Source organism: Pseudodesulfovibrio halophilus DSM 5663, from assembly GCF_059568665.1.
This window is the reverse complement of record NZ_JCANTV010000011.1, coordinates 183,307-202,326: the sequence shown is the minus strand read 5'-3', so window position 1 is coordinate 202,326 and position 19,020 is coordinate 183,307. Positions and strand designations below refer to the sequence as shown.

21 protein-coding genes are annotated in these 19,020 nt (G+C 61.3%); 8 read left to right on the top strand and 13 right to left on the bottom strand.

All coding sequences use genetic code 11. From position 1 onward, the window contains the following. The first annotated feature begins 1 nt into the window (after position 1). From BR24_RS09910 to BR24_RS09895, 4 genes are read left to right on the top strand one after another with little or no spacing between them, the layout of a single operon-like run. Complete coding sequence (locus BR24_RS09910) at positions 2–1,075, top strand: sulfurtransferase (RefSeq protein WP_496541330.1); 1,074 nt, start codon at positions 2–4, stop codon at positions 1,073–1,075. Positions 1,076–1,077: 2 nt separating this feature from the next. Continuing rightward, entirely contained in the window at positions 1,078–1,608 is a 531-nt protein-coding gene (locus tag BR24_RS09905) for a YeeE/YedE thiosulfate transporter family protein (protein WP_496541329.1), read from the top strand. After that, a complete protein-coding gene (locus BR24_RS09900) occupies positions 1,605–2,150 on the top strand; it encodes a DUF6691 family protein (RefSeq protein ID WP_496541328.1) in 546 nt (181 codons plus the stop codon). Before BR24_RS09905 ends, BR24_RS09900 begins: the two co-directional genes overlap by 4 nt. Before the next feature lie 2 nt (positions 2,151–2,152). Then, positions 2,153–2,770, top strand: a complete 618-nt coding sequence (locus BR24_RS09895) for a hypothetical protein (RefSeq protein WP_496541327.1) — start codon at positions 2,153–2,155, stop codon at positions 2,768–2,770. A gap of 150 nt (positions 2,771–2,920) precedes the next feature. Here the strand turns inward: BR24_RS09895 and BR24_RS09890 are convergent, their stop codons facing one another. The 13 genes from BR24_RS09890 to BR24_RS09830 all read right to left on the bottom strand — a co-directional run bounded on the left by BR24_RS09890 (position 2,921) and on the right by BR24_RS09830 (position 15,768). Further along, complete coding sequence (locus BR24_RS09890) at positions 2,921–3,973, bottom strand: FAD:protein FMN transferase (RefSeq protein ID WP_496541326.1); 1,053 nt, start codon at positions 3,971–3,973, stop codon at positions 2,921–2,923. A 4-nt stretch (positions 3,974–3,977) separates the two neighbouring features. Further along, positions 3,978–6,092, bottom strand: a complete 2,115-nt coding sequence (locus BR24_RS09885; protein ID WP_496541325.1) for an FAD-dependent oxidoreductase — start codon at positions 6,090–6,092, stop codon at positions 3,978–3,980. Between the two features lie 28 nt (positions 6,093–6,120). After that, the gene (locus BR24_RS09880; protein WP_496541324.1) at positions 6,121–6,696 is read right to left on the bottom strand and encodes an electron transport complex protein RnfA; all 576 of its coding nucleotides are present in this window, start codon (positions 6,694–6,696) and stop codon (positions 6,121–6,123) included. A gap of 17 nt (positions 6,697–6,713) precedes the next feature. Continuing rightward, entirely contained in the window at positions 6,714–7,385 is a 672-nt protein-coding gene (gene rsxE, locus BR24_RS09875) for an electron transport complex subunit RsxE (protein ID WP_018123298.1), read from the bottom strand. A gap of 11 nt (positions 7,386–7,396) precedes the next feature. Beyond that, positions 7,397–7,966 carry an RnfABCDGE type electron transport complex subunit G gene (rnfG, locus tag BR24_RS09870; RefSeq protein ID WP_496541323.1) on the bottom strand — a complete coding sequence of 190 codons (570 nt, stop codon included), beginning with the start codon at positions 7,964–7,966 and terminating at the stop codon, positions 7,397–7,399. Between the two features lie 3 nt (positions 7,967–7,969). After that, entirely contained in the window at positions 7,970–8,941 is a 972-nt protein-coding gene (locus BR24_RS09865) for an RnfABCDGE type electron transport complex subunit D (protein WP_496541322.1), read from the bottom strand. A gap of 55 nt (positions 8,942–8,996) precedes the next feature. Continuing rightward, the gene (locus tag BR24_RS09860; protein ID WP_496541321.1) at positions 8,997–10,139 is read right to left on the bottom strand and encodes a 4Fe-4S dicluster domain-containing protein; all 1,143 of its coding nucleotides are present in this window, start codon (positions 10,137–10,139) and stop codon (positions 8,997–8,999) included. A gap of 5 nt (positions 10,140–10,144) precedes the next feature. Beyond that, positions 10,145–10,624 carry a cytochrome c3 family protein gene (locus BR24_RS09855; protein ID WP_496541320.1) on the bottom strand — a complete coding sequence of 160 codons (480 nt, stop codon included), beginning with the start codon at positions 10,622–10,624 and terminating at the stop codon, positions 10,145–10,147. Positions 10,625–11,631: 1,007 nt separating this feature from the next. Next, positions 11,632–11,949, bottom strand: coding sequence for a TusE/DsrC/DsvC family sulfur relay protein (locus BR24_RS09850; protein ID WP_018123293.1), 318 nt, complete (start codon positions 11,947–11,949; stop codon positions 11,632–11,634). Between the two features lie 195 nt (positions 11,950–12,144). Then, positions 12,145–13,881, bottom strand: coding sequence for a YcaO-like family protein (locus tag BR24_RS09845; RefSeq protein ID WP_496541319.1), 1,737 nt, complete (start codon positions 13,879–13,881; stop codon positions 12,145–12,147). Next, the gene (locus BR24_RS09840) at positions 13,881–14,603 is read right to left on the bottom strand and encodes a class I SAM-dependent methyltransferase (RefSeq protein ID WP_496541318.1); all 723 of its coding nucleotides are present in this window, start codon (positions 14,601–14,603) and stop codon (positions 13,881–13,883) included. The genes BR24_RS09845 and BR24_RS09840 overlap by 1 nt, the downstream gene beginning before the upstream one ends. Before the next feature lie 40 nt (positions 14,604–14,643). Further along, on the bottom strand, positions 14,644–15,360 hold the full coding sequence (locus tag BR24_RS09835; RefSeq protein ID WP_496541317.1) for a Tim44 domain-containing protein: 717 nt from the start codon (positions 15,358–15,360) through the stop codon (positions 14,644–14,646). Positions 15,361–15,369: 9 nt separating this feature from the next. Further along, positions 15,370–15,768, bottom strand: coding sequence for a response regulator (locus tag BR24_RS09830; RefSeq protein WP_496541316.1), 399 nt, complete (start codon positions 15,766–15,768; stop codon positions 15,370–15,372). Positions 15,769–15,930: 162 nt separating this feature from the next. On the opposite strand from BR24_RS09830, the gene BR24_RS09825 reads away from it, so the two are divergent. From BR24_RS09825 to BR24_RS09810, 4 genes are all read left to right on the top strand, one after another. Beyond that, complete coding sequence (locus tag BR24_RS09825; protein WP_496541315.1) at positions 15,931–16,251, top strand: SHOCT domain-containing protein; 321 nt, start codon at positions 15,931–15,933, stop codon at positions 16,249–16,251. Next, the gene (locus BR24_RS09820) at positions 16,248–17,021 is read left to right on the top strand and encodes an HD domain-containing protein (protein ID WP_496541314.1); all 774 of its coding nucleotides are present in this window, start codon (positions 16,248–16,250) and stop codon (positions 17,019–17,021) included. Before BR24_RS09825 ends, BR24_RS09820 begins: the two co-directional genes overlap by 4 nt. Positions 17,022–17,094: 73 nt before the next feature. Continuing rightward, positions 17,095–18,183: a tetratricopeptide repeat protein gene (locus BR24_RS09815; protein WP_496541313.1), complete on the top strand. Its 1,089-nt coding sequence runs from the start codon at positions 17,095–17,097 to the stop codon at positions 18,181–18,183. A gap of 10 nt (positions 18,184–18,193) precedes the next feature. After that, positions 18,194–18,985 carry a sterol desaturase family protein gene (locus BR24_RS09810; RefSeq protein ID WP_496541312.1) on the top strand — a complete coding sequence of 264 codons (792 nt, stop codon included), beginning with the start codon at positions 18,194–18,196 and terminating at the stop codon, positions 18,983–18,985. Positions 18,986–19,020 lie beyond the last annotated feature (35 nt).

Below are 19,020 nucleotides of genomic sequence, written 5' to 3'. Positions count from 1 at the left end.
CATGATCAAACGCATCGTCATCGCGGGATTTCTGATTCTCGCGGGGATGTGGAGCCTCGCCTCGGCACCGAGGGTGGACGCGTACGCCGACCCGGGCCTGCTGGCCGGTCCAAAGTGGCTGCAGCAGCATAAAAACGATCCCGGCGTCGCCGTGGTCGACGTGCGCGAGGACAAGTATTTCGACGGCAAGGTCATCCCCGGTGCGGTGCGGATGCCGTGGCGCTCGTTCCGCAAGAACGACCTGCTTTACGGCCTCGGCGGCGTGTTCGTGGGGCTGGACGAAGCCCAGTCCATTCTGGGCGAACACGGCATCGCCCGCTCGGATACCGTGGTGCTTTACGACTCCGTGGAGCGCGACGGCGGTGCCACCGCGTCATACGTCTTCTGGGTGCTGGACCTGCTGGGACACGACGACGTCAAGATCCTCGAACGAGGCATCGACGGCTGGCGAGACGCCGGATATGAGCTATCCAACAGTCCTGCCAAGCGAGAGCCGGTGCTCTATCAGGCCCCGGTGGACGAAGTGCAGGTCCAACGGCGCATCAGCGGCGAAAAGATTTACCAGCGGCTGAATGATCCGCACTACCAGATCATCGACGTGCGTTCGCGCTCCGAATATCTGGGCGAACGGCCCAACACCGGACTGGACGGTACGGTTCTCAAGCTGGGGCACATTCCCACGGCCTACAACGTGAACTACACCCGCAACTGGACCTCCGAGGAATCCAAGGACATCAAGCCCGCAGCCGAGCTGGCGCAGATGTACGCGGGCATGGACCGTTCCAAGGGAACGGTTGTCTACTGCCATTCGGGTCGACGCGGCTCGTTCGGCTACTTCATCCTGCGGCTTATGGGCTTTCAGGATGTGCGGCTCTACGAGAACTCGTGGTTCGAATGGGGCTCGCATGAGAACTTCTTCCCGGTGGAGACCAAGGAAAACCTTCCGCCCTCAGGCGCGCCGGTTTCCACGGCCCTCATGAAAAAAACTTCGTCATCCGGAAAGACGGGAACGCAGGGAGCCTCCGGAAGTTCCGGCGGCGGCTCCGGTGACGGATACGTATCCTGCGGAGGCTGAACATGAAACCCACCAACACCGACCCCAAACGCTGGCCGGTCGTTCCGGCGGCGGTGGCGCTTGCCGGAATCATCGTATTCATCTTCGCCACTTACGGCCCACCCGCCTCGTCAAGCGGTTTCGTGACCGCGCTCAAAGGATTCTTCCTTGAAGTGGCACCGAAGTACGCCGAGACGAACCCGCACTATTCGGCCCTGCCGGGTCCCGGCTCATGGCTCATGGGATTCGTCATTGGCATGGCGGCGGGCGGATTCGCGGCAGGACTCACCGGCGGCAGAAAGATCCGCGACGTGCCGGAAATCTGGGTCCGCCGCTTTGGGAAGAGCCGCGTCAAACGCTACGCGGCTACCTTCGCGGGCGGATTCCTGATTCTGTTCGGAGCGAGACTGGCGGGCGGCTGCACGCTTGGACTGTTCATGTCCGGCAGCATCCAGCTGGCCCTGAGCGGACTGCTCTTCGGCGCGGTGATCTTCGCAACCGCCATGCTCTCGGCGCGAATCGTCTACGGAAAGACAAAGGGGAGGAAACAATGACTGAAGTTCTTCTCGGCATCCTGTCCGGCGCTGCCTTCGGGTTCGTCATCCAGCGGGTCGGCGCGACCGACCCGGAAGAGATGGCGCTGGGCCATCTCATGCAGGACCCGCGGATACCGCAGTTCATGCTTCTGGCGGTGCTGTTTTCATCCATCGGTCTGTTCAGCCTTCAGGCCTCCGGAGGCGGAAACACCCTGATACTGCCCCTGACCTTCGGCGCGATCCTCGTGGGCGGCGTACTCTTCGGCATCGGCTGGGGCATGGCGGGCTACTGTCCGGGAACCTGCTGGGCCGCGGTGGGCGAAGGACGCATGGACGCGGTGTTCGCCCTCATCGGCGGACTGGCCGGAACCGCCGCCTTCGCGCATCTTCACGCGTGGCTCATCCCGGCCGTACACGCTCCGACGAACGTGGGCCAGCTCACGCTGGCCGACCTCTTCGGAACGCCGCTGACCGGGCTGATCGTGGAAGGCATCTTCCTGCTCGCAGCGGTCTGGCTCATCGGGAAACTCTGGTGTCATGACGAAACAGGAGCCTTGTAGCGATGCACGTCCCCGCCAGACTGACAACCACGCTCGCACTGCTCATGCTTCTTGTCACAGGCGGATGCGGCGAAGCCCCCTCGCGCGACGCCTCGGAACCGGATGTGCCGCACGGCTACCAGGCCACCCTGCGCGTCATGCAAAACGGCACGGCGGCCACCTTCGGGCCGTTCATGGGCTATTACTTCCGTCCGGAAGACCCTTCCGACCTGAGCAGGCTGCGTTTCGTATGCTTCAATGAGGACGGCTTCTATTCCTCGGATGCGCCAGTGAATGCAAAGCTCTTCGAGGGCACGGCAGTCCTGACCCGGCTTCCCGGCAATCGAAACGACCAGCCGCAGGGGCAGGAGAGAATTCTCCCGGTCTTCTTTGACGAGGCCCCCAAGGCATGGCTTGCAACACGTCCAGAACCACAGGACGAGTTCCTGCACTTTCATTCCATGCACGACGGGCGTGGTGCCCGCATGGACGGCTACTGGGTGCGCCACGAGGCCGTCGCCGACTTCACCTACGACATGGGCGGGCGCGTCGAGGACGGCAGTCCGCTATATCACCGCGTCACCGAGGGGCCCGACCTCGACTTCGCGCGGATCGTGGAATTCGACAAAGGGCCGCAGTAGCGCGGCTTCCTGCCTCATCCCTTCTTCAATAATGAACGCCCCCCGGTAGGAGTGGCCGGGGGGCGTTTTGAGGGAGTGTGTTCCCTTTTCGGTTGAGAAGGAACGGGGGGCTGTTGTTCCTTCTCGGAGGCGAGGGTATGGCTGCAGGTTTTAGGTCCTGCTCAACCTGCTCCAACGGCGCGTGGTAACGTTCGCGCCGCTTTTACCGACGATGAGGCAGTCGCTTCCCGGCTGTGCATCCACAAAGTGGACGCCGTCTTTGGGGGGCATGACGAAAGCCGAGGTGGAGAGAGCGTCGGCCTGCATGACGGTCGGAGCGGTAACGGACACGCTGACGCTCTGGGTGGGAGAGTGAGCGGTCCTGGGGTTGATGACGTGATGATGCGTGCGGTTCGCATCGTAGTACACTTCGTAGCCGCCGGAGGTTGCGACGGCTGCGTCGCGCAGGTGGATGACGGACGGGTATCCGCCCTTGCCCGCGGGATCTTCGATGGCGATCTTCCACGCCTTGCCGGGAGCGCGTTCGCCCCGGGCGCGGATGTCGCCGCCCGCGTTCACGAGGTGGTCGACAACGCCGTTGGCGGCCAGCACGTCGGAGGCGCGGTCCACGATGTAGCCCTTGCCGATGCCGTCGAGCGTCACGCCCATCCCCTGCTTGTCGAAACGTATTTCGTTGTCGGAGATGCGAACGGCTTCGGTATCGACGAGGCTCAGCGCGTCCTTCATGTCCTTTTCGGACAGGTCGATCCTACCGTCGGCATCGGCGTGGCCCTTGAGCACTTCCACCAGCGGAAGAACGGTGGAGTCGAAGGCGCCGCCGGAACGACGGTTGAAGATCACGGCCTTTTCCATGACCGAACGCAGCTCGGGAGCGACGTCGGACAGGCGGCCGGTGGCATTGAGCACGGAGACCGGGGTGTCGCCCTTGTGGCGGTCGAAGATGGCGGAGAGCCGTTCGATCTCATCAAAGGCGCGGGCCGTGGCTTCCTTGGCGGCATCACGGGACTCGTGCAGAGCCGTGATCGCCACGAAGGTGCCCATGAGGAAGCGGGTTTCGCAAACCTCGAAGCGGTTATCGGACAGTTTGCGGGAGTCGGTCATGCGAACCGCTGCCGCGACCGGCGCGGGGGTGAGCGCCGCACCAAGCCCGACAACGCCGAGCGAACGCATGAAGGCTCTTCTTGTGAATCGCTTGTTCTGCATGATCTTACTCCTTGCCCGATTCGCTGAATTTCTTGACGTCGGGGTCACCGGCATATTCGGCACCGGCCTCCGAGTCGTAGCAGGTCAGGCCGCAACGCAGGCAGCGGCTGCTTTCCTTGCGGGCCGCGTCGAATCCGATGGAACCCTTGACCTCTTCCTTGAAGGTGGACTTCCGCTCCTCGATGCCGATTTCGGGCACTTCGATGCGCGGGATGGTGTAAGTCACATCCATGTTCTTGAGGATGGTTTCCGGGATGACGCGAAGCTGCGGGTTCTTCGGTTCGGGGATTTCCCCTTCCGTAATATAGTAGTGGATACCGCGTGCGGCACGACGTCCGTCGGCAACAGCCTGAATCAGGATATTACGGCCGGTGTGGGCCTCGCCGCCCGCAAACACGTGCGGAAGACTGGTCTGCAGGGTGGTCTTGTCGGCCTTGATGCCGCCGGTCTTCTTGTCCATATCGAAGAGCGGTTCGCCGCTTTCGTTCCTGAACGGATCGGCGTCCACCACGCGGTCGGTAGCGACCACGACCATGTCGGCCTGCACCGTTGCCTCGGTGCCCTCGACGGGCTTGGGCTTGCCGGTGGCCTTCTTGGGGTCGTCGTACTCCAGTTCCTGATATTCCACGCCGGTGACCTTGCCGTCCTCAGCCAGCACACGCACGGGGGCGGTGAGGAACTTGAGGTCGGTGCCCAGTTCGGCGGCACGCTTCACTTCGTTCTTGTTGGCGGACATCTTGCGCTGGATGCAGGACACGAGGCCGGTGACCTCGGCGCCGAGGCGCGCCGCGCTGCGGGCAACGTCCATGGCGGTATTGGTATCGCCGACCACCACGACCCGACGGCCCTGCATGTCGCCGTAGGCTTCGCCGATGCCGTCGAGGAAGGACACCGCGTCCACCACGCCTTCGGCATCGTCGTTTTCCACGCCCAGCCCCGGCACCTTCCAGGCGCCGGTTGCCATGAACACGGCCTCGAACCCTTCCTGCTCAAGGCTCTCAAGGGTCACGTCCTTGCCGAATTCAAGGCCGGTGCGCAGGTCCACGCCGAGGTCGAGAATGGACTGGATTTCCCAGTCGACGACCTTCGAGGGCAGACGGTATTCCGGGATCACGCCCTTCATCATGCCCCCGAGTTCCTCGCGCTTTTCGAAGATCACCGGCTCGTGGCCGATGCGACGCAGGAAGTAGGCGCAGGACAGACCGGCGGGGCCGCCGCCGATGATGGCGATGCGGTGTCCGCTGCGGGGGTTGCAGTCCAGCTGCACGCGGGAACCGGCGTTCATCTCCCAGTCCGCCACGAAGCGGTGCAGGGTGTGGATGGCCACGCCCTCGTCCGCGATGTTGCGGCGGCAGATGGTCTCGCACGGTGCGGGGCACAGGCGACCGACGGCCAGCGGGAGCGGGTTGCGCTCCTTCATGGTGGTCAGCGCGCCGCGCATGTCGCCCATCTTCATCTGTTGCACATAGGTGCGGACGTCGATCTGGGCCGGGCACTTCTGCATGCAGGGTGCGAGGCAGTCGTCGGTCTTGTTGAGGTGCAGCAGGTCCATGGTCAGGCCGGAGACGCGGATGGCTCCGGTGGGGCAGACTTCGGCACACTTGCCGCAGGAACGGCAGGCGTTCATGTCCACCACAGGCAGACCGTCGTCGTTCAGGCGGATGGCATCGAAGCCGCAGACCTTCACGCAGGAGGCCATGCCGATGCAGCCGAGACCGCAGGACTTCTCGCCGCCGTATAGCAGCGCTTCGGCGCGACAGTCCTCAACTCCCTCGTAATCGAAAAGGAGCTCGGCGCGAGAGCCGCCGGTGCAGATGTTGTGGGCGACCTTGGGCTCCTTGAAGCCGACCTCGGTGCCCATGATGGCTGCGATGTTTTCCGCAATCTCGGGGCCGCCCGCCACGCAGATTTCAGGTCCGGCCTCGCCTTTGACGATGGCCGCGGCCGCAGCGGAGCAACCGGGGTATCCGCACCCGCCGCAGTTGGCGCCGGGAAAGCAGTTGTCTACCTGGGCAATGCGCGGATCCTCTTTCACGTGGAGCACGCGGGATGCCACGGCGAGGACGGCTGCGGCGGTCAGGCCCAGTAGAAACAGAACCAGAATGGATGATGTTACCATATCGTAAGTGTCTCCTTGACTTGCGCGGTTAGGCCGCCATTCCCTGGAACGCGAAGAAGATCATGGACATGACGCCGGCCATGATCAGGGCGATGGGAACGCCACGGAACACGGCGGGCACCGGAGAGATGTCCAGCCGTTCGCGGATGGCGGAAATGATGACCAGTGCGATCAGGAAGCCGATTCCGGACGCAAGTCCGTACATCATGGACTTGAAGAAGGAGTATCCGTTGCGCTGCACCATGATGGCCACGCCCATGACGGCGCAGTTGGTGGTGATCAGCGGCAGGAACAGGCCCAGCGACTTGTAGAGCGGCGGAATGACCTTTTTCAGGAACATTTCCACGAACTGCACCAGCGAAGCGATGACCAGAATGAACGCGATGGTCTGCAGGTACTCGATGCCGAAGGGAATGAGTACGTACTGGTGAATGGGCCAGGTGATGGCAGTGGCCATCAGGGTGACGAAGATGACTGCGCCGCCCATGCCCATGGCCACGTCCGTGGACTTGGAGGTGCCCATGAAGGGACACGCGCCGAGGTACTGGACCAGGACGATGTTGTTGATGAATATCGCGGATATGAAAAGCAGGAAGTATTCCATGGTTTACTGGCCCTCCCCTACTTGCAGGAGTTGCACGCCCCGCAGGAGGCGCAGGTGGAGTTCTGGGAAACCGGCTCGCTCTCGCCCTTCTTGCGGCTGAGGTAGCGGTTCAGGACGTTCATGCCCGCCAGAATCATGCCCAGCCCGACGAATGCGCCGGGAGCCTTGACCATGAAGGACGCGGGCTCGAAGCTCTCCCACATGACGGGAACGCCGAACACCGTGCCGTTGCCGAGCACCTCGCGCAGCGCGCCGAGGAACGTCAGCGAGGCCATGAAGCCGATGCCCATGCCGAGCGCATCCGCGATGGACGGCAGCACGGGATTCTTGGATGCGAACGCTTCCGCCCGGCCAAGAATCAGACAGTTCACGACGATCAGCGGCACGAAGATGCCGAGCTTCTGATACAGCGGATAGGCGTACGCCTGCATGAGCAGCTCGACCGTGACGACCAGCGAGGCGGTGACGACGATGAAGCAGGCGATACGGACCTTGCCCGGGATGATCTTCCTGATGCTGGAGATGATCAGGTTGGACATGACAAGCACGAAGATGACCGCCATGCCCATGCCGAAACCGTTCTCCGCGGTGGCGGTGACCGCCAGCACGGGGCACAGTCCGAGGAGCACCCGGAACGGCGGCAGCTCGGCCCACAGGCCCTTGACGAATTCCTTGGTTATATTGCTCATGGTACTCCCTCCTAGGAAGTCTGCCAGATCTTGAGGATTTCCGGCTTGATGCCTTCGTAGACCTCGATGGCCTTGCGCACCGCGTCCACCGTACCGGCTGCGGAATAGGTGGCGCCGGAGATGCCGTCGATGTCGCCGTCCTTGGAGGCAAGCTGCATGCTCTCAAGGCCGTGGCCCTGGAACTGCTTGGTGAAGGAAGGCTTCATGATACGGGTTCCGAGGCCGGGCGTTTCGGTCTGGGTCGTAATACCGATGCCGAGCAGTTCGTCCTGTTCCACGCTGAAGCCGACCATGACGCCGATATCCCCGGAGTAGCCGGGAGCGAAGGCTTCGAGAGCCACGCCCACGAGCTTGCCATCCTTCATGGCCGGGAACACGGTCACATCACCCACCGTCTTGCGGTCGTCGATGGGATCGTTGTCGCGATTATCGAGCACGGACAGGAGCGCGGGGCCCTGCACGTAGGTCAGCACCTGCTGTTCGATCTGGGGCTTGGTCGCCTTCTTCAGGTTCACCAGAACCGCGCCGGATGTGGCACAGATCAGGGACAGGACGACGAGCATATGAAGTATTTCACGCATGTCTTATCTGCCTCCGAAAGGTTTGGGGCGAACCCTGTCCAGCAGCGGGCTGAGCAGGTTGGCGATCATGATCGCGAACGGAACCCCGTCCGGGTAGATGCCGTAAACGCGGATGACGATGACCATGGCTCCGGCGATGAGGCCGAAGAGAATCTGCGGCATCCTGCCCACCGGGCTGGAAGAGACGTCCGGTGCGAGGAAGAAGGCGCCGAGCATGGTGCTTCCGGTCAGCAGATGGAACAGCGGATCGGCGTAGACTTCCGGGTTGATCGCCCAGAAGATGCCTGCGGTGGCGGCCACGCCCACGAGGAATGCAACGGGAATGAACAGACGGACCCAACCTGAGGCGATGAGGTAGATGCCGCCGGCCAGAAGCGCCACGACCTGCGAGGCTCCCAGTCCGCCGAGCTGCTTGCCGAGGAACAGGTTCATGTAGTCGAACTGCCAGAGGCTCTGAACACCGAAGTGCTTGAGCTGGTCGGGCGCATAGTTGATCAGGAAGTGGGACAGGTTGAGGTCTATGTCCATGGCAGCGGGCCAGGACAGCCTACAGAACGCCCACGCCACCAGCGGCGCACAGATCGGGTTGGAGCCGAAACCGCCGAAGACGGTGCGGCCGAGCACGATGGTGATGGCGGAACCGAGAACCACAAGCCACCACGGCGCGGTGGCGGGCAGCAGAAACGCGAACAGCACGCCTGCGTAAAGCGCGGAGAAGTTGTCCACGTCGATGTCGCGCTTCTGGAGCTTGAGGCACAGGGCCTCGGTACCCACGGCCACGGAGCCGGCCAGCCCTATCGCGGCGGCGGCCTGCAGGCCGAACATGTATACGGACATGACCATTGCCGGGACGAGCGCCAGCAGATGTGCCTGCATCATGCCCTGGATGGTGCGCCCGCTGCGCCAGTGCGGCGGCGGGGAAACCGTGAGCCGCACGGCGATGTCGGACATTGCCTTTATAACGGGAGGAGTCATATTCAGTAGTCCTTCGCTCTCGATATTTGTCTAAATTGCCGGAAGACCCGGGACTCTAGCCCTGCTCGCTCTGGCGGCTCGCCCTGAGCTGCGCCTTGGCGAAACGGATGTACTGCAACAGCGGTCTGCGGGAGATGCAGTTGAAGCCGCACAGTCCGCACTCGAAGCAGCTGTTCAGGCCGTGCTTTTCGGCCATTTCGAACATCTCGTACTCCGCATAGCGGCTGATCAGGTGGGCCTGAATCCGCGCCGGACACTTGAGGACGCACTCGCCGCAGTTGATGCAGGCGGCGTCCTGAATGGCCGGGAACGTGGACGAAGAGATGGAGAACAGGCCGTGGTCGCCCTTTTTCACGCCTTCGTCGAGGCTGTACACCGCATCGCCGCGGAACGGACCGCCCAGCACGACGGTATCGCCGGTGGTCACGTTCATGTTCAGGGAATCCATCAGATGACGGATGGTGGTCCCGAGAGGCACGCGGTAGTTGCGTCCGGCCACGGTCATGACGGTGTGAGTCAGCGGCATGCCGGTCCGCACCACCGTGCCGATTTCGTACAGATCCATCACGCTGAGCACCTTGGTGTCGGAAGGCAGCTCCTTGCCTGTGACGGACTTGACCACGAGGGAGTCGAGGCAGTTGGGATACTTCGGCTTGATGCCATGGACCGACGACTCGGACAGCTCGTAGGGGGCGCTGGCGGCAACGGCCAGCACCGTCTTTTCCGGAGACATGAAGCGGCGGACCATTTCGAGTCCGGCTTCGACGGTCTCCTTTTCGTCCTTGAGGAGTTGCTCGGCCACGGAGATGCCCGGCTCCGGGTTGAGGCCGTTGATCACCAGCGTCTTGACCGGTGCCAGCGCGGCAACGCCGATTCCCAGATCCTGCAGGGCGCGGAGCAGATCCTTGCCGGGTTCCATGGAGCCAACGTCCACGGGCTCGACCGCGTCTTCGCCGCCATCGCACTTGATGGTCATGTGGTAGTAGTTGACCTTCATGACCTTGCCGGATGCGGCCGCGTGGTAGGCGCCCCCGAACTTGGACGGATGCTCGGCGATCATCTCGCCGCGGGCCACCTGCTTGCCTTTCTTGGTCTTCAGCACGAGGTTGCGCACCTGGATGTTGAGCTCCGAGGGCGCTTCTATGTCGGAAATGCCGTGCTGAAGTTCGGATTCGAGTGAGTAGTGAATCTTAAGCATCGCGGCTACCTCGCATGACAGTCGTAACAGGTGTCGTCGCCGTAGGGCCCCGCACCCATGTCTTCATGACAGTTCATGCACTGGGCGTGGAAAGCGTCGGCACGAGTGGGGATGAATTCGGTATCGGGACGATTGTCTTCCGCGAGCTCTTCCTGCGGCGGGTCGTAGTGACAGCGCAGGCAGGCGTCTTCGTTTTCGAAATTGTTCTGGTGCTCGGCACGGAAGGTTTCATCAAACTCGGAAGGATGACAGCTGCCGCAGGAAATGAACTGCTCCTGACCGATGTCGTCGTGATGACAGTCGACACAGGCGAAGCCGTAGTCCTCGGTATGAGCCGCATGGGTGAAGATCACCCTGCCGCCCGCGTTGTCCAGAATCACACGGGGCGGCACTTCCTGCTCGCCCGAAGGCGTCAGGTAGCCGACCAGCGCGGTGGCGCAAAGAACGGCGACGATTATTGTTATCGGGATATATCTGTTCTTCAACGGATCAAAACCTCTTCTGAAGTAATTTCCTCATACTGCGAGTCGTTCCGACTCAGAAAAAAAACCGGCGTTGGATCAATGTCCTGAGTTCTCCTAGTGCCCTCGCCCTCCTGGATCCTGAGCTTTGCTTTCATGTGTGGAAGCCCCGCCGCCTATGGCCCCGCGGCGAGCTCTCCCCGGCCTCTGCCTTTTCGCTTTCCGGCACACTGCAGCATGCCGAAAGAAATATCGCGACCGAACCGGACGCATCTTGATTGATCAATCAAACCAATCACCAATTAGCACGGAGCGTGCCACAGAAAGCTGACTAAGACAGATTTTTTCGAGAGATATTCAAGAGTCCCACTATGCCGGGGATATGCAACGGCCCATTGGAAGCACGATACAAGGCATGCCGAATGTGAAATATCGCGCAAGCAGAAGACACTTCTGCGACGATTTACCAAAAAGTCCGAAAAACAAGACACCATTCACACTGACACCTTGCCGCTTACATCATAAATAACAACATGTTATGCCAAAACAGCTCACAAACACGACTGTCCGATTTTTCGGACAGCCGTGTTTCTCAGTCCATAAACCGGAACACTGCCACAGCTTTTCCGGCATTCAGCGCGGTCATGCAGACGTTCAACAACCGGGCTCAAAAACAGCGACAATCTTCGACAGACGCACCCTCTACAGGGAAAAATATGCACATTCAGGCGGTTACACATAATGTGACCACTTCATCTACATATCCTTCGTCTCGAAAGACATGCTGATTTGTCTTATGAGACAGAGGGGAATGTCCGTTTTTTCACATAACCGCTTCGCTCGATCCGAGCGGGTGAACAGGCCGGGAAAGAAAGGAGCTAACGGCAGAAAGGTGGCGAACCGTCAAGGGGAGTCGGGATGGACGGCTGAAGTAACCGGACAGCAGTGGGTGAGGGATAGCAACCCCGAACGCAAAAAAGGCGGGAACCTTTCGGTTCCCGCCTTGATATCCACTTGATTGCGTCGAAGAACTAGACGCAGCCGGTGGGCTTGGGCAGACCAGCCATCTTACAGGCTCCCTTGCCCGGTCCGGAGGGGAACAGTTCGTAGATCTGCTTCAGCTTGAAGCCGGTGACCTTGGAGAGGATGCGGACCATCGGAGCGATGCCGTTCTTCTTGTAGTAGTCCTGCAGGAAGTCGATGACCTTCTGGTGGTCTTCGGTGAGTTCCTTGATGCCTTCAGTGTCTTTGACGTAGTCAACCCACTCAGGGGTCCAGTCTTCAAAACGCTGCAGGAAGCCGTCTTCATCAACTTCGAAAGTCTTACCCTGGAATTCGACAACAGCCATGGTTTCCTCCTAGTAAGGATGATTTGCTTACATGTTTCCGGATTTTGATCCGGAGCCTATCATTATCATTAAACAGCGATCCGCTGTTCGGTGACTTGTTGCGTTTGTCGCTAAGTCTGACAACGTCTATAATGTCAGAACTCGTCTTTTGTCAACCATGTCGCCGTGTTTTCCCCTGTCTCTCAGCGAAGAAATTTATCCTTGCAAGGCAAGAAGTTCCTCGTGATGAGGGCGCGCCCATTCGAGCCCCGGATTCATGGACAGGGCCACGTCAAGATAGTCCAGCGCTTCCGATGCGTTGCCCATGAACTTGTGGCAGAGCCCGAGGTTTGCGAGGTCTTCGGGGTTGCCGGAGTCGATGTCAAGCGAGGCCTGAAAATCCTCGGCCGCGGAGTTATAATCTCCCATACGGAACCGGCACACGCCGCGCAGGTTGAAAAACTCCTTCACATCCGCATCGTATCCGATGGCTCTGTCAAGATGCGGCACTGCGTCCGCCCATTCCTCGGCCAGCGTCAGGGCATAGGCCTGATAGAACGCGCAGAGTGCGGCCTCCTCCCGCGCCGGCTGCAGGGGTTCGGCATCGGCGAAACGATCGGCGGCGTACATGATGTCATCCATGCGCAGCGCCAGCATCCCCTGGAAGAACGGCACGAAATGCGCCTCGGGATACACCTGAGCCAACACGTCCAGCCCTTCCAGCGCTTCGTCGAACGGTGCATCCTCAGCCAGCGCGCGGCCGACGAACATGCCGAGGCTGGCATGGGGCGTACGCTCGCGGAACAGAAACCCGGGCACGAAATTGTAGTTGGCGGTCACACCGAGTTCCGGGTGCGTGGTGTCCACGGAATACAGGGTGTACCCCATATCGCGCAGGCCCTCGGCCAGCGAGGCCAGCTCGGCGCGGATATTCTCGTCCTCGACCTCCGGCAGTTCGTCCAGCCTGCACACCGGTCCGGCCTGAAGCCACTCGGTCTGTTCGGGATCGGTATACTTCGGCAGCCCGGAAGCCTCGTAAACACGGCTGGTCTCGAAGTCGCCGGCGAGCTGGGCGATCTCGGTCACGGCCCGCACCGCGGCCTTTTCCGGAGTGGCGGACGTTCCGGCGGTGTAGACGATTTCGCTCAACCCCGGGAACGTGGAAGGATCCCACGCCAACGCTCCAACCGTGGGAACGGGGAAGCCAAGCGTGAAATCCTTGAGGATCAGCTTCACGCCATTATCGGCGAAGCAGCTGCAAAGCCGCTCCAGAACCGGATCATCGGACGTGGCCGGGTCGATGGTGGGAAGCTCCGGCGAGGTCCGGTCCACTACGGCGCAGACATGGCGCTCCACCAGCTCGCACGCCCCCTGCAGGATGGACTCCTCAAAGGTATTTCCGGCTGACGACCCATTGAATTCGTTGAGCTTCTTGAACCAGTCCAGAGGTACATGCACATCCTTTCCGGAAGCAACATCGTGCGCGGGATGGAAGCGCCAGCTGATGAGATCCAGAATGCGTACCGCGTCTTCTTCGGCCATGTCTTCTTCACCGACGGACTGAAGGACTTCGGAGACCGGCATGATACTTTCCGGCCACTTTGCGGCAGCTTCGGACCATGTAAGTTTTTCGAAATTGTCTTCGGTACTCCAGAAGGTGAAATAGCTGAAGCGCTCCACCAGCTCCATGAGCGCGGAAGCCTCGGCCTGCTCCGGCGAGGCGCCCTTGCCCATCTGCTTGCGGGTTGGCATGACCTCGGCCGCTTTCGGTCCGCACTTGCTCACGAAAACCGGAATACCGAGGCGGCCCGTGTCAACGCGGTCGGTCTCTGCCAGCACCCCTTCACAGGTTTCGGCCAGACACGCCCTGACGCGACTGACGGTATCCTCGGGCGAAGCGGCCTTGTCCTGATCCTTGGTGTACGTTTTGAAACAGTCCTTGAGCCGGATCATCAGGAAGCTCTCCGAAGCCTGTACAGCACGGACGCCCGCTCCTGTCCGGTTTCCTCGTCCTTGTAGGGGAAGGACTGCTTCATCATGCGGTAGCGGCCCTCGGCGCGCTGGAAAAAGCCCTGCCCCTTGCGGACGCTGTCGAGCGCGATGACGATCTCCGCCTCCGGTTCTTCGACGAGGTGGCGGTCAAGAAACGCATGCAGCGGTTCGTACACATGGTCCTGATACAGAATCTCGCAACCTATGATCATGTCGAAACGGTTGGGCAGCTCGTCCTTGGTGAAGTCGCAGTCGACAACCTCGACATTTGCCTCAAGACCATTTTTCAGCGCCCCGATTCGGCTGAACAGCAGCGCGTCGGGTTCGACATCGGAAACCGTGACCTTCAAGCCGCGGCTGGCGGCCACCAGCCCGGAAACGCCGACGCCTGCGCCCACCTCGAGCACGCGCGCGCCCTCCGGAAGCGGGCAGCGGGCCATGAACATGCCGAGCATCAGGCAGGACGGCCACATCTTGGCCCACAGCGGCAGTTCCACGGAATCGCCGGGACGGGTCTTGCCGACCAGACGGTCCAGATACCGTGGCATGTCCTTTATCTGCGGGATCTGCAAGGTGGCACCCGCAATGGTCACCTCTTCGTACACTATGCCGCCGAAACGTCGTTCGGCCTCGGCAACCAGCGCTTCAAGCGACTGGTTCAGATCAAAATCCTTGGCGGACAAGTATATACCCTCCGGGTATTTGTATGGGGATACAAAAGGCCTAGTGATCGACCCTGTCCATCTTCTCCAGTGTCCACAGGGCGTTCGAATCGCCCTCTGTACGGGAGAATTCCCAGACGCCGCGGTAATTGTAGGGCGTCTCGCCGGAAGCCCCGCGTCGCAGGGTGGCGTCGAAGAGCACGGAGACGAAGGTCTTGCCGTCCTCGGTTCTGCGGTCGGCCAGACGCGCCTCGACCAGCATCACCTCGGTACGGGCCGCGTCGCCGCCTGCGGCCTCCTGCTTGAGCTCCTCGTAAAGGGAAGGGGCCAGAAAATCGCGCATTTCATCCAGCGTTCCGGCGTCTTTCGCCTGCTGGAGACGAGTGAAGAAGAGCTTCGCGCCCTCGATGAACTCGGCCGGATCGAAGTCCTCTCCAGACGTGTTTGTTCTGGGCGGCGCCGACTGCTGCGGCTGTTCGGGCTCCGAAGAGAGCATGTCCCAGGTGGCCTTTGCCACGTCGTAGCGGTCACGCGGTGCGCCGCGCTCTTCATCCTGTCCGGTTGTGTCCTCGGGAGGAGTGCCGGCTCCGGGACCGCGATGCTGATCCCGATTCCCGCCGAAACGACGCTTGAACACGCGGATCAGCAGAAAGACGAGAAAACCGAGAAGGATCAGGTCCACCACGTGCATCCCGGCGAAACCGGGAACCGCCGCGACGGCGGTAGTGGGCAGTGCCAGAACGGTCGCTGCGGCCAAAATCAATTTCTTCAGGGACATGAGTAATCCTCAGGTAATAACTTCCAGATCCCTCAGCACGGAAAGGAGCGTATCTATCTCCACCGGCTTGGGAATGTATGCGGCAACGCCGCCCTGATAATAGGCCTTGACCACCGTGACCGGGTCGTTGATGGCCGTGACCATGATGACCTTCACTTCGCTCTGGGCCCGGACGCCGTGCCTCGCCTCGACATCGCGAATGGCCTTCAGGGCCTCGTGGCCGTCCATGACGGGCATCATGATATCCAGACACACGAGACCGTACGGGGCGCCGTCTGCGAGGGCCTTTTCAAAGGCCTCAACCCCGCTCTTGCCGTCGGACGCGGTATCGCACTTTCCGTAGTCGGAGAGAAGCGAGGTAAGCAGCTTGCGGCTCGTGTATTCATCTTCCACAATGAGTATGCGCATAAACCTCTCCGGGATGGATTGCGCTCTCATACACGATAAGGCCAAGCGCGGCAATCTTCAACCCCGGCGCTGTCAGGATTCCGTCATCCATCCCTTGCAGGATCATCCCGGAAGAAGTAAGCATTCTCCCAACCGACCAGCATTTTTCAGGGAGTAACAATCATGCCCGACCACCTGCTATTCCTGACAAGCCTTCAGGAATTCTTCAGCAATCCCGAATGGCGGCTGTGGCCCTTCGGCCCCGGCTACGGCCAGACGCTGCTTCCCAATCTGGCCAGGCTGGCCTTCGTCATCGCGCTCATGGGGCTCATCCTGCTCTTCGTGCGCGTCCTGTTCGGCCCCAAAGGCATTTTCCGCGACCACGAGATGGACCGCGAGGCCGAAGAGGAGACCCGTCGGGAGATCGAGGAGCTGGACCGCCAGTACGAGGCCGGAGAAATCAACGAGGCCGAATACAAGATCAAGATGCGCTCGCTCAAATGACCACGATCCCGCTGCGGGAGCACCTCTCCCGCTTCAACGATTTCGCCGCCCCGTTCATGAAGGACGGGGACGAAAACGTGATCCTCAAATACGACCACACCATGCGCGTGGTCGAAAACGCAAAGGCCATCACGGACGCCGAGGACATCCCCTCCCCCATGCGGGAGGCCGCGCTCCTCGCGGCGGTCTATCACGACGCCGGTCGATTCATTCAGTACCGCGACTACGGCACGTTCCGCGACGCCGAATCAGCCAACCATGCCCGCCTCAGCATCAGGGCCATCAAGACCCACGGCCTGCTCGACGGCGTCCCGGAGCCGATCCGACGGCTGACCGTTGGCGCCGTGGCCCTGCACAACGTCCGGTCCATCCCGGTCAAGACCACCCCCGCCATCCGCACAGCCCTCTCGGTGGTTCGCGACGCCGACAAGCTGGACATTCTGCCCGTGATTCTGGACCACTGCGACCGAGGAGGCGACAACCCCGTGGTCATGCACGGCGCCACTCCCGACCCGGACAGATTCACGCCCGAACTGTTCGAGCAGATCCTCTCCGGCAGGCTGGGCGACTACGAGCTCATCCGCTGGACCAACGACTTTCTCATCCTTCTCGCAGGCTGGGTGTACGACCTGAACCACCCGTACTCCTGCGGCCGTGTCCTGGACGACGGGTTGCTTGACCGCATCTTCGCCCACCTGCCCGAAACCGCCGAATTCAAAACACTTCGGGATTCGGTCACGACCCACGCCAGCAGGAAAAGAGGCGGCTAACCTTCTTGCGAATACCGCCGGTTCCGTCTACTCTTGTCTTTGGGTAGACCCAACCAATTCCAAAGGCGAACGAATGAACAAACTCGGCAGCAAGGCATACAAGGCTTTCCGGCACGTCGTGGTGGTGACCGACGTGGAAGTCCACGCACGTCGCGACACGGAAACCATCAAAAATTTCGCTCCCGAATACGTCAAGACGTTTTCCTCGGGCACCGAGGCGGTGGACTACATAGGCCAGAACAACGTGGACCTGATCCTGTGCGACTCCACTGCGAGCGACATGCAGGGCGTGAAGTTCTGCCAGATAGTCCGCAAGAACACCCACAACCCGCCCCCGGTGATCATGGTCACGCTGGAAAACCGCAAGGACCACGTTCTGGACGCCATCGCTGCGGGATGTGCCGGGTACGTCCTGCGCCCTTACTCCATCGCCACCATGGAGCGCTATCTGGTACTCGCCAAGCAGCTCGACAACTACCCGGAGATCGAGGAGCTGGAACTTCAGGAAGCCAAGGAGATGGTCAGCCGCGGGGAGTTCGACGAAGCCATAGAGGCGTTCGAGGAGCTCATCTCCTATCAGGACGAGGCCCAGCGCTACTACGACATGGGCTGCAACTATCTGGTGCAGCACAAGTACGGCAAGGCCATTGTCTCCTTCAAGAAGGCGGTCAAGATCAACGACCTCTTCGGCGAGGCCTACAAGGGACTTGCCGACGCCTACAAGGGCAAGGGCGACGACGAGGCCACCAAGCACTATCTGCAGAAGGCCGCCGACGTTTACGCCCAGTTCGACAAGCTGGAAGAGACCAAGGCCATCTTCATCGAGATTCTCAAGTACGATTCGGAAACCCCGAACCCCTATAACAGCCTCGGCGTGCGCCTGCGCCGTCAGGGGGACTACCCCGGCGCGCTGCACGCCTACAAGCAGGCGCTGGAACTGACCCCGAACGACGAGAACATCTACTTCAACATGGCCAAGGCCTACTACTTCATGGGGCACAAGGAGGACGCGGGCAAGAACGTCGCCATCGCCCTGAAGATGTGCAACGACTTCCCGGAGGCGGCCAAGCTGTTCCAGAGGGTTTACGGCAAGCCGTGGACGCCGGTCATCGGACAGCTCGGAGACTCGCGCGGACTCTCCAACTCCGCCAAGGACGTATAGGGAGCCGCGCATGGGCACCGAAGCACTGCTGCGGTCCGGCTCGTTCATGGCCGTCCTGCTCGTGATGCTCGCGGCGGAGACTCTGTGGCCCCGGCGCACCCCGCGCAAGCCGAAACTCGCCACTTTCGCCAACAACGTCGGGATATCGATTTTTTCCGCCGGACTGGTGCGCCTGCTCTTCCCCGTGCTCCCGGCATCCACCGCCATCGTGGCGGCCGAACGCGGCTGGGGCCTGCTGCACCAGCTTCAACCGCCTTACTGGATATCCTTCGCCGTCTCGCTGCTCGTGCTGGATCTTGCCATCTACTGGCAGCACGTGGCCTTTCATCGCATCCGCCCGCTCTGGCGGATACACCGGATGCACCACGCGGACCTCGACATCGACACAAGCACCGGCGTGCGGTTCCACCCCATCGAGATCGGCGCGTCCATGCTCCTGAAGTGCGCACTGGTGGCGATGCTCGGCGCACCTTTCGCCGCAGTGGTGGCCTTCGAGGTGATTCTCAACGCCTGTTCCCTTTTCAACCACGCCAACCTCAGGCTCCCGCTGCGGCTGGACGCCGCCCTGCGCAAGATTCTGGTGACGCCCGACATGCACCGCGTACACCACTCCACGGACATGCGGGAAGCCAACCGCAACTACGGATTCTGTGTTCCGTGGTGGGACTACCTCTTCACCACCTACAAGGCCCAGCCGGACGACGGGCACGACGGCATGACGATCGGGCTGAACATCCTGCGCGACATCCGCTATTCCCGTCTGCCGGGGATGCTTTCCGTTCCTTTCGTCACAAAGGGCTGACCTGTCACCTGTTGCCAAAAACGGGCGAACTGGTA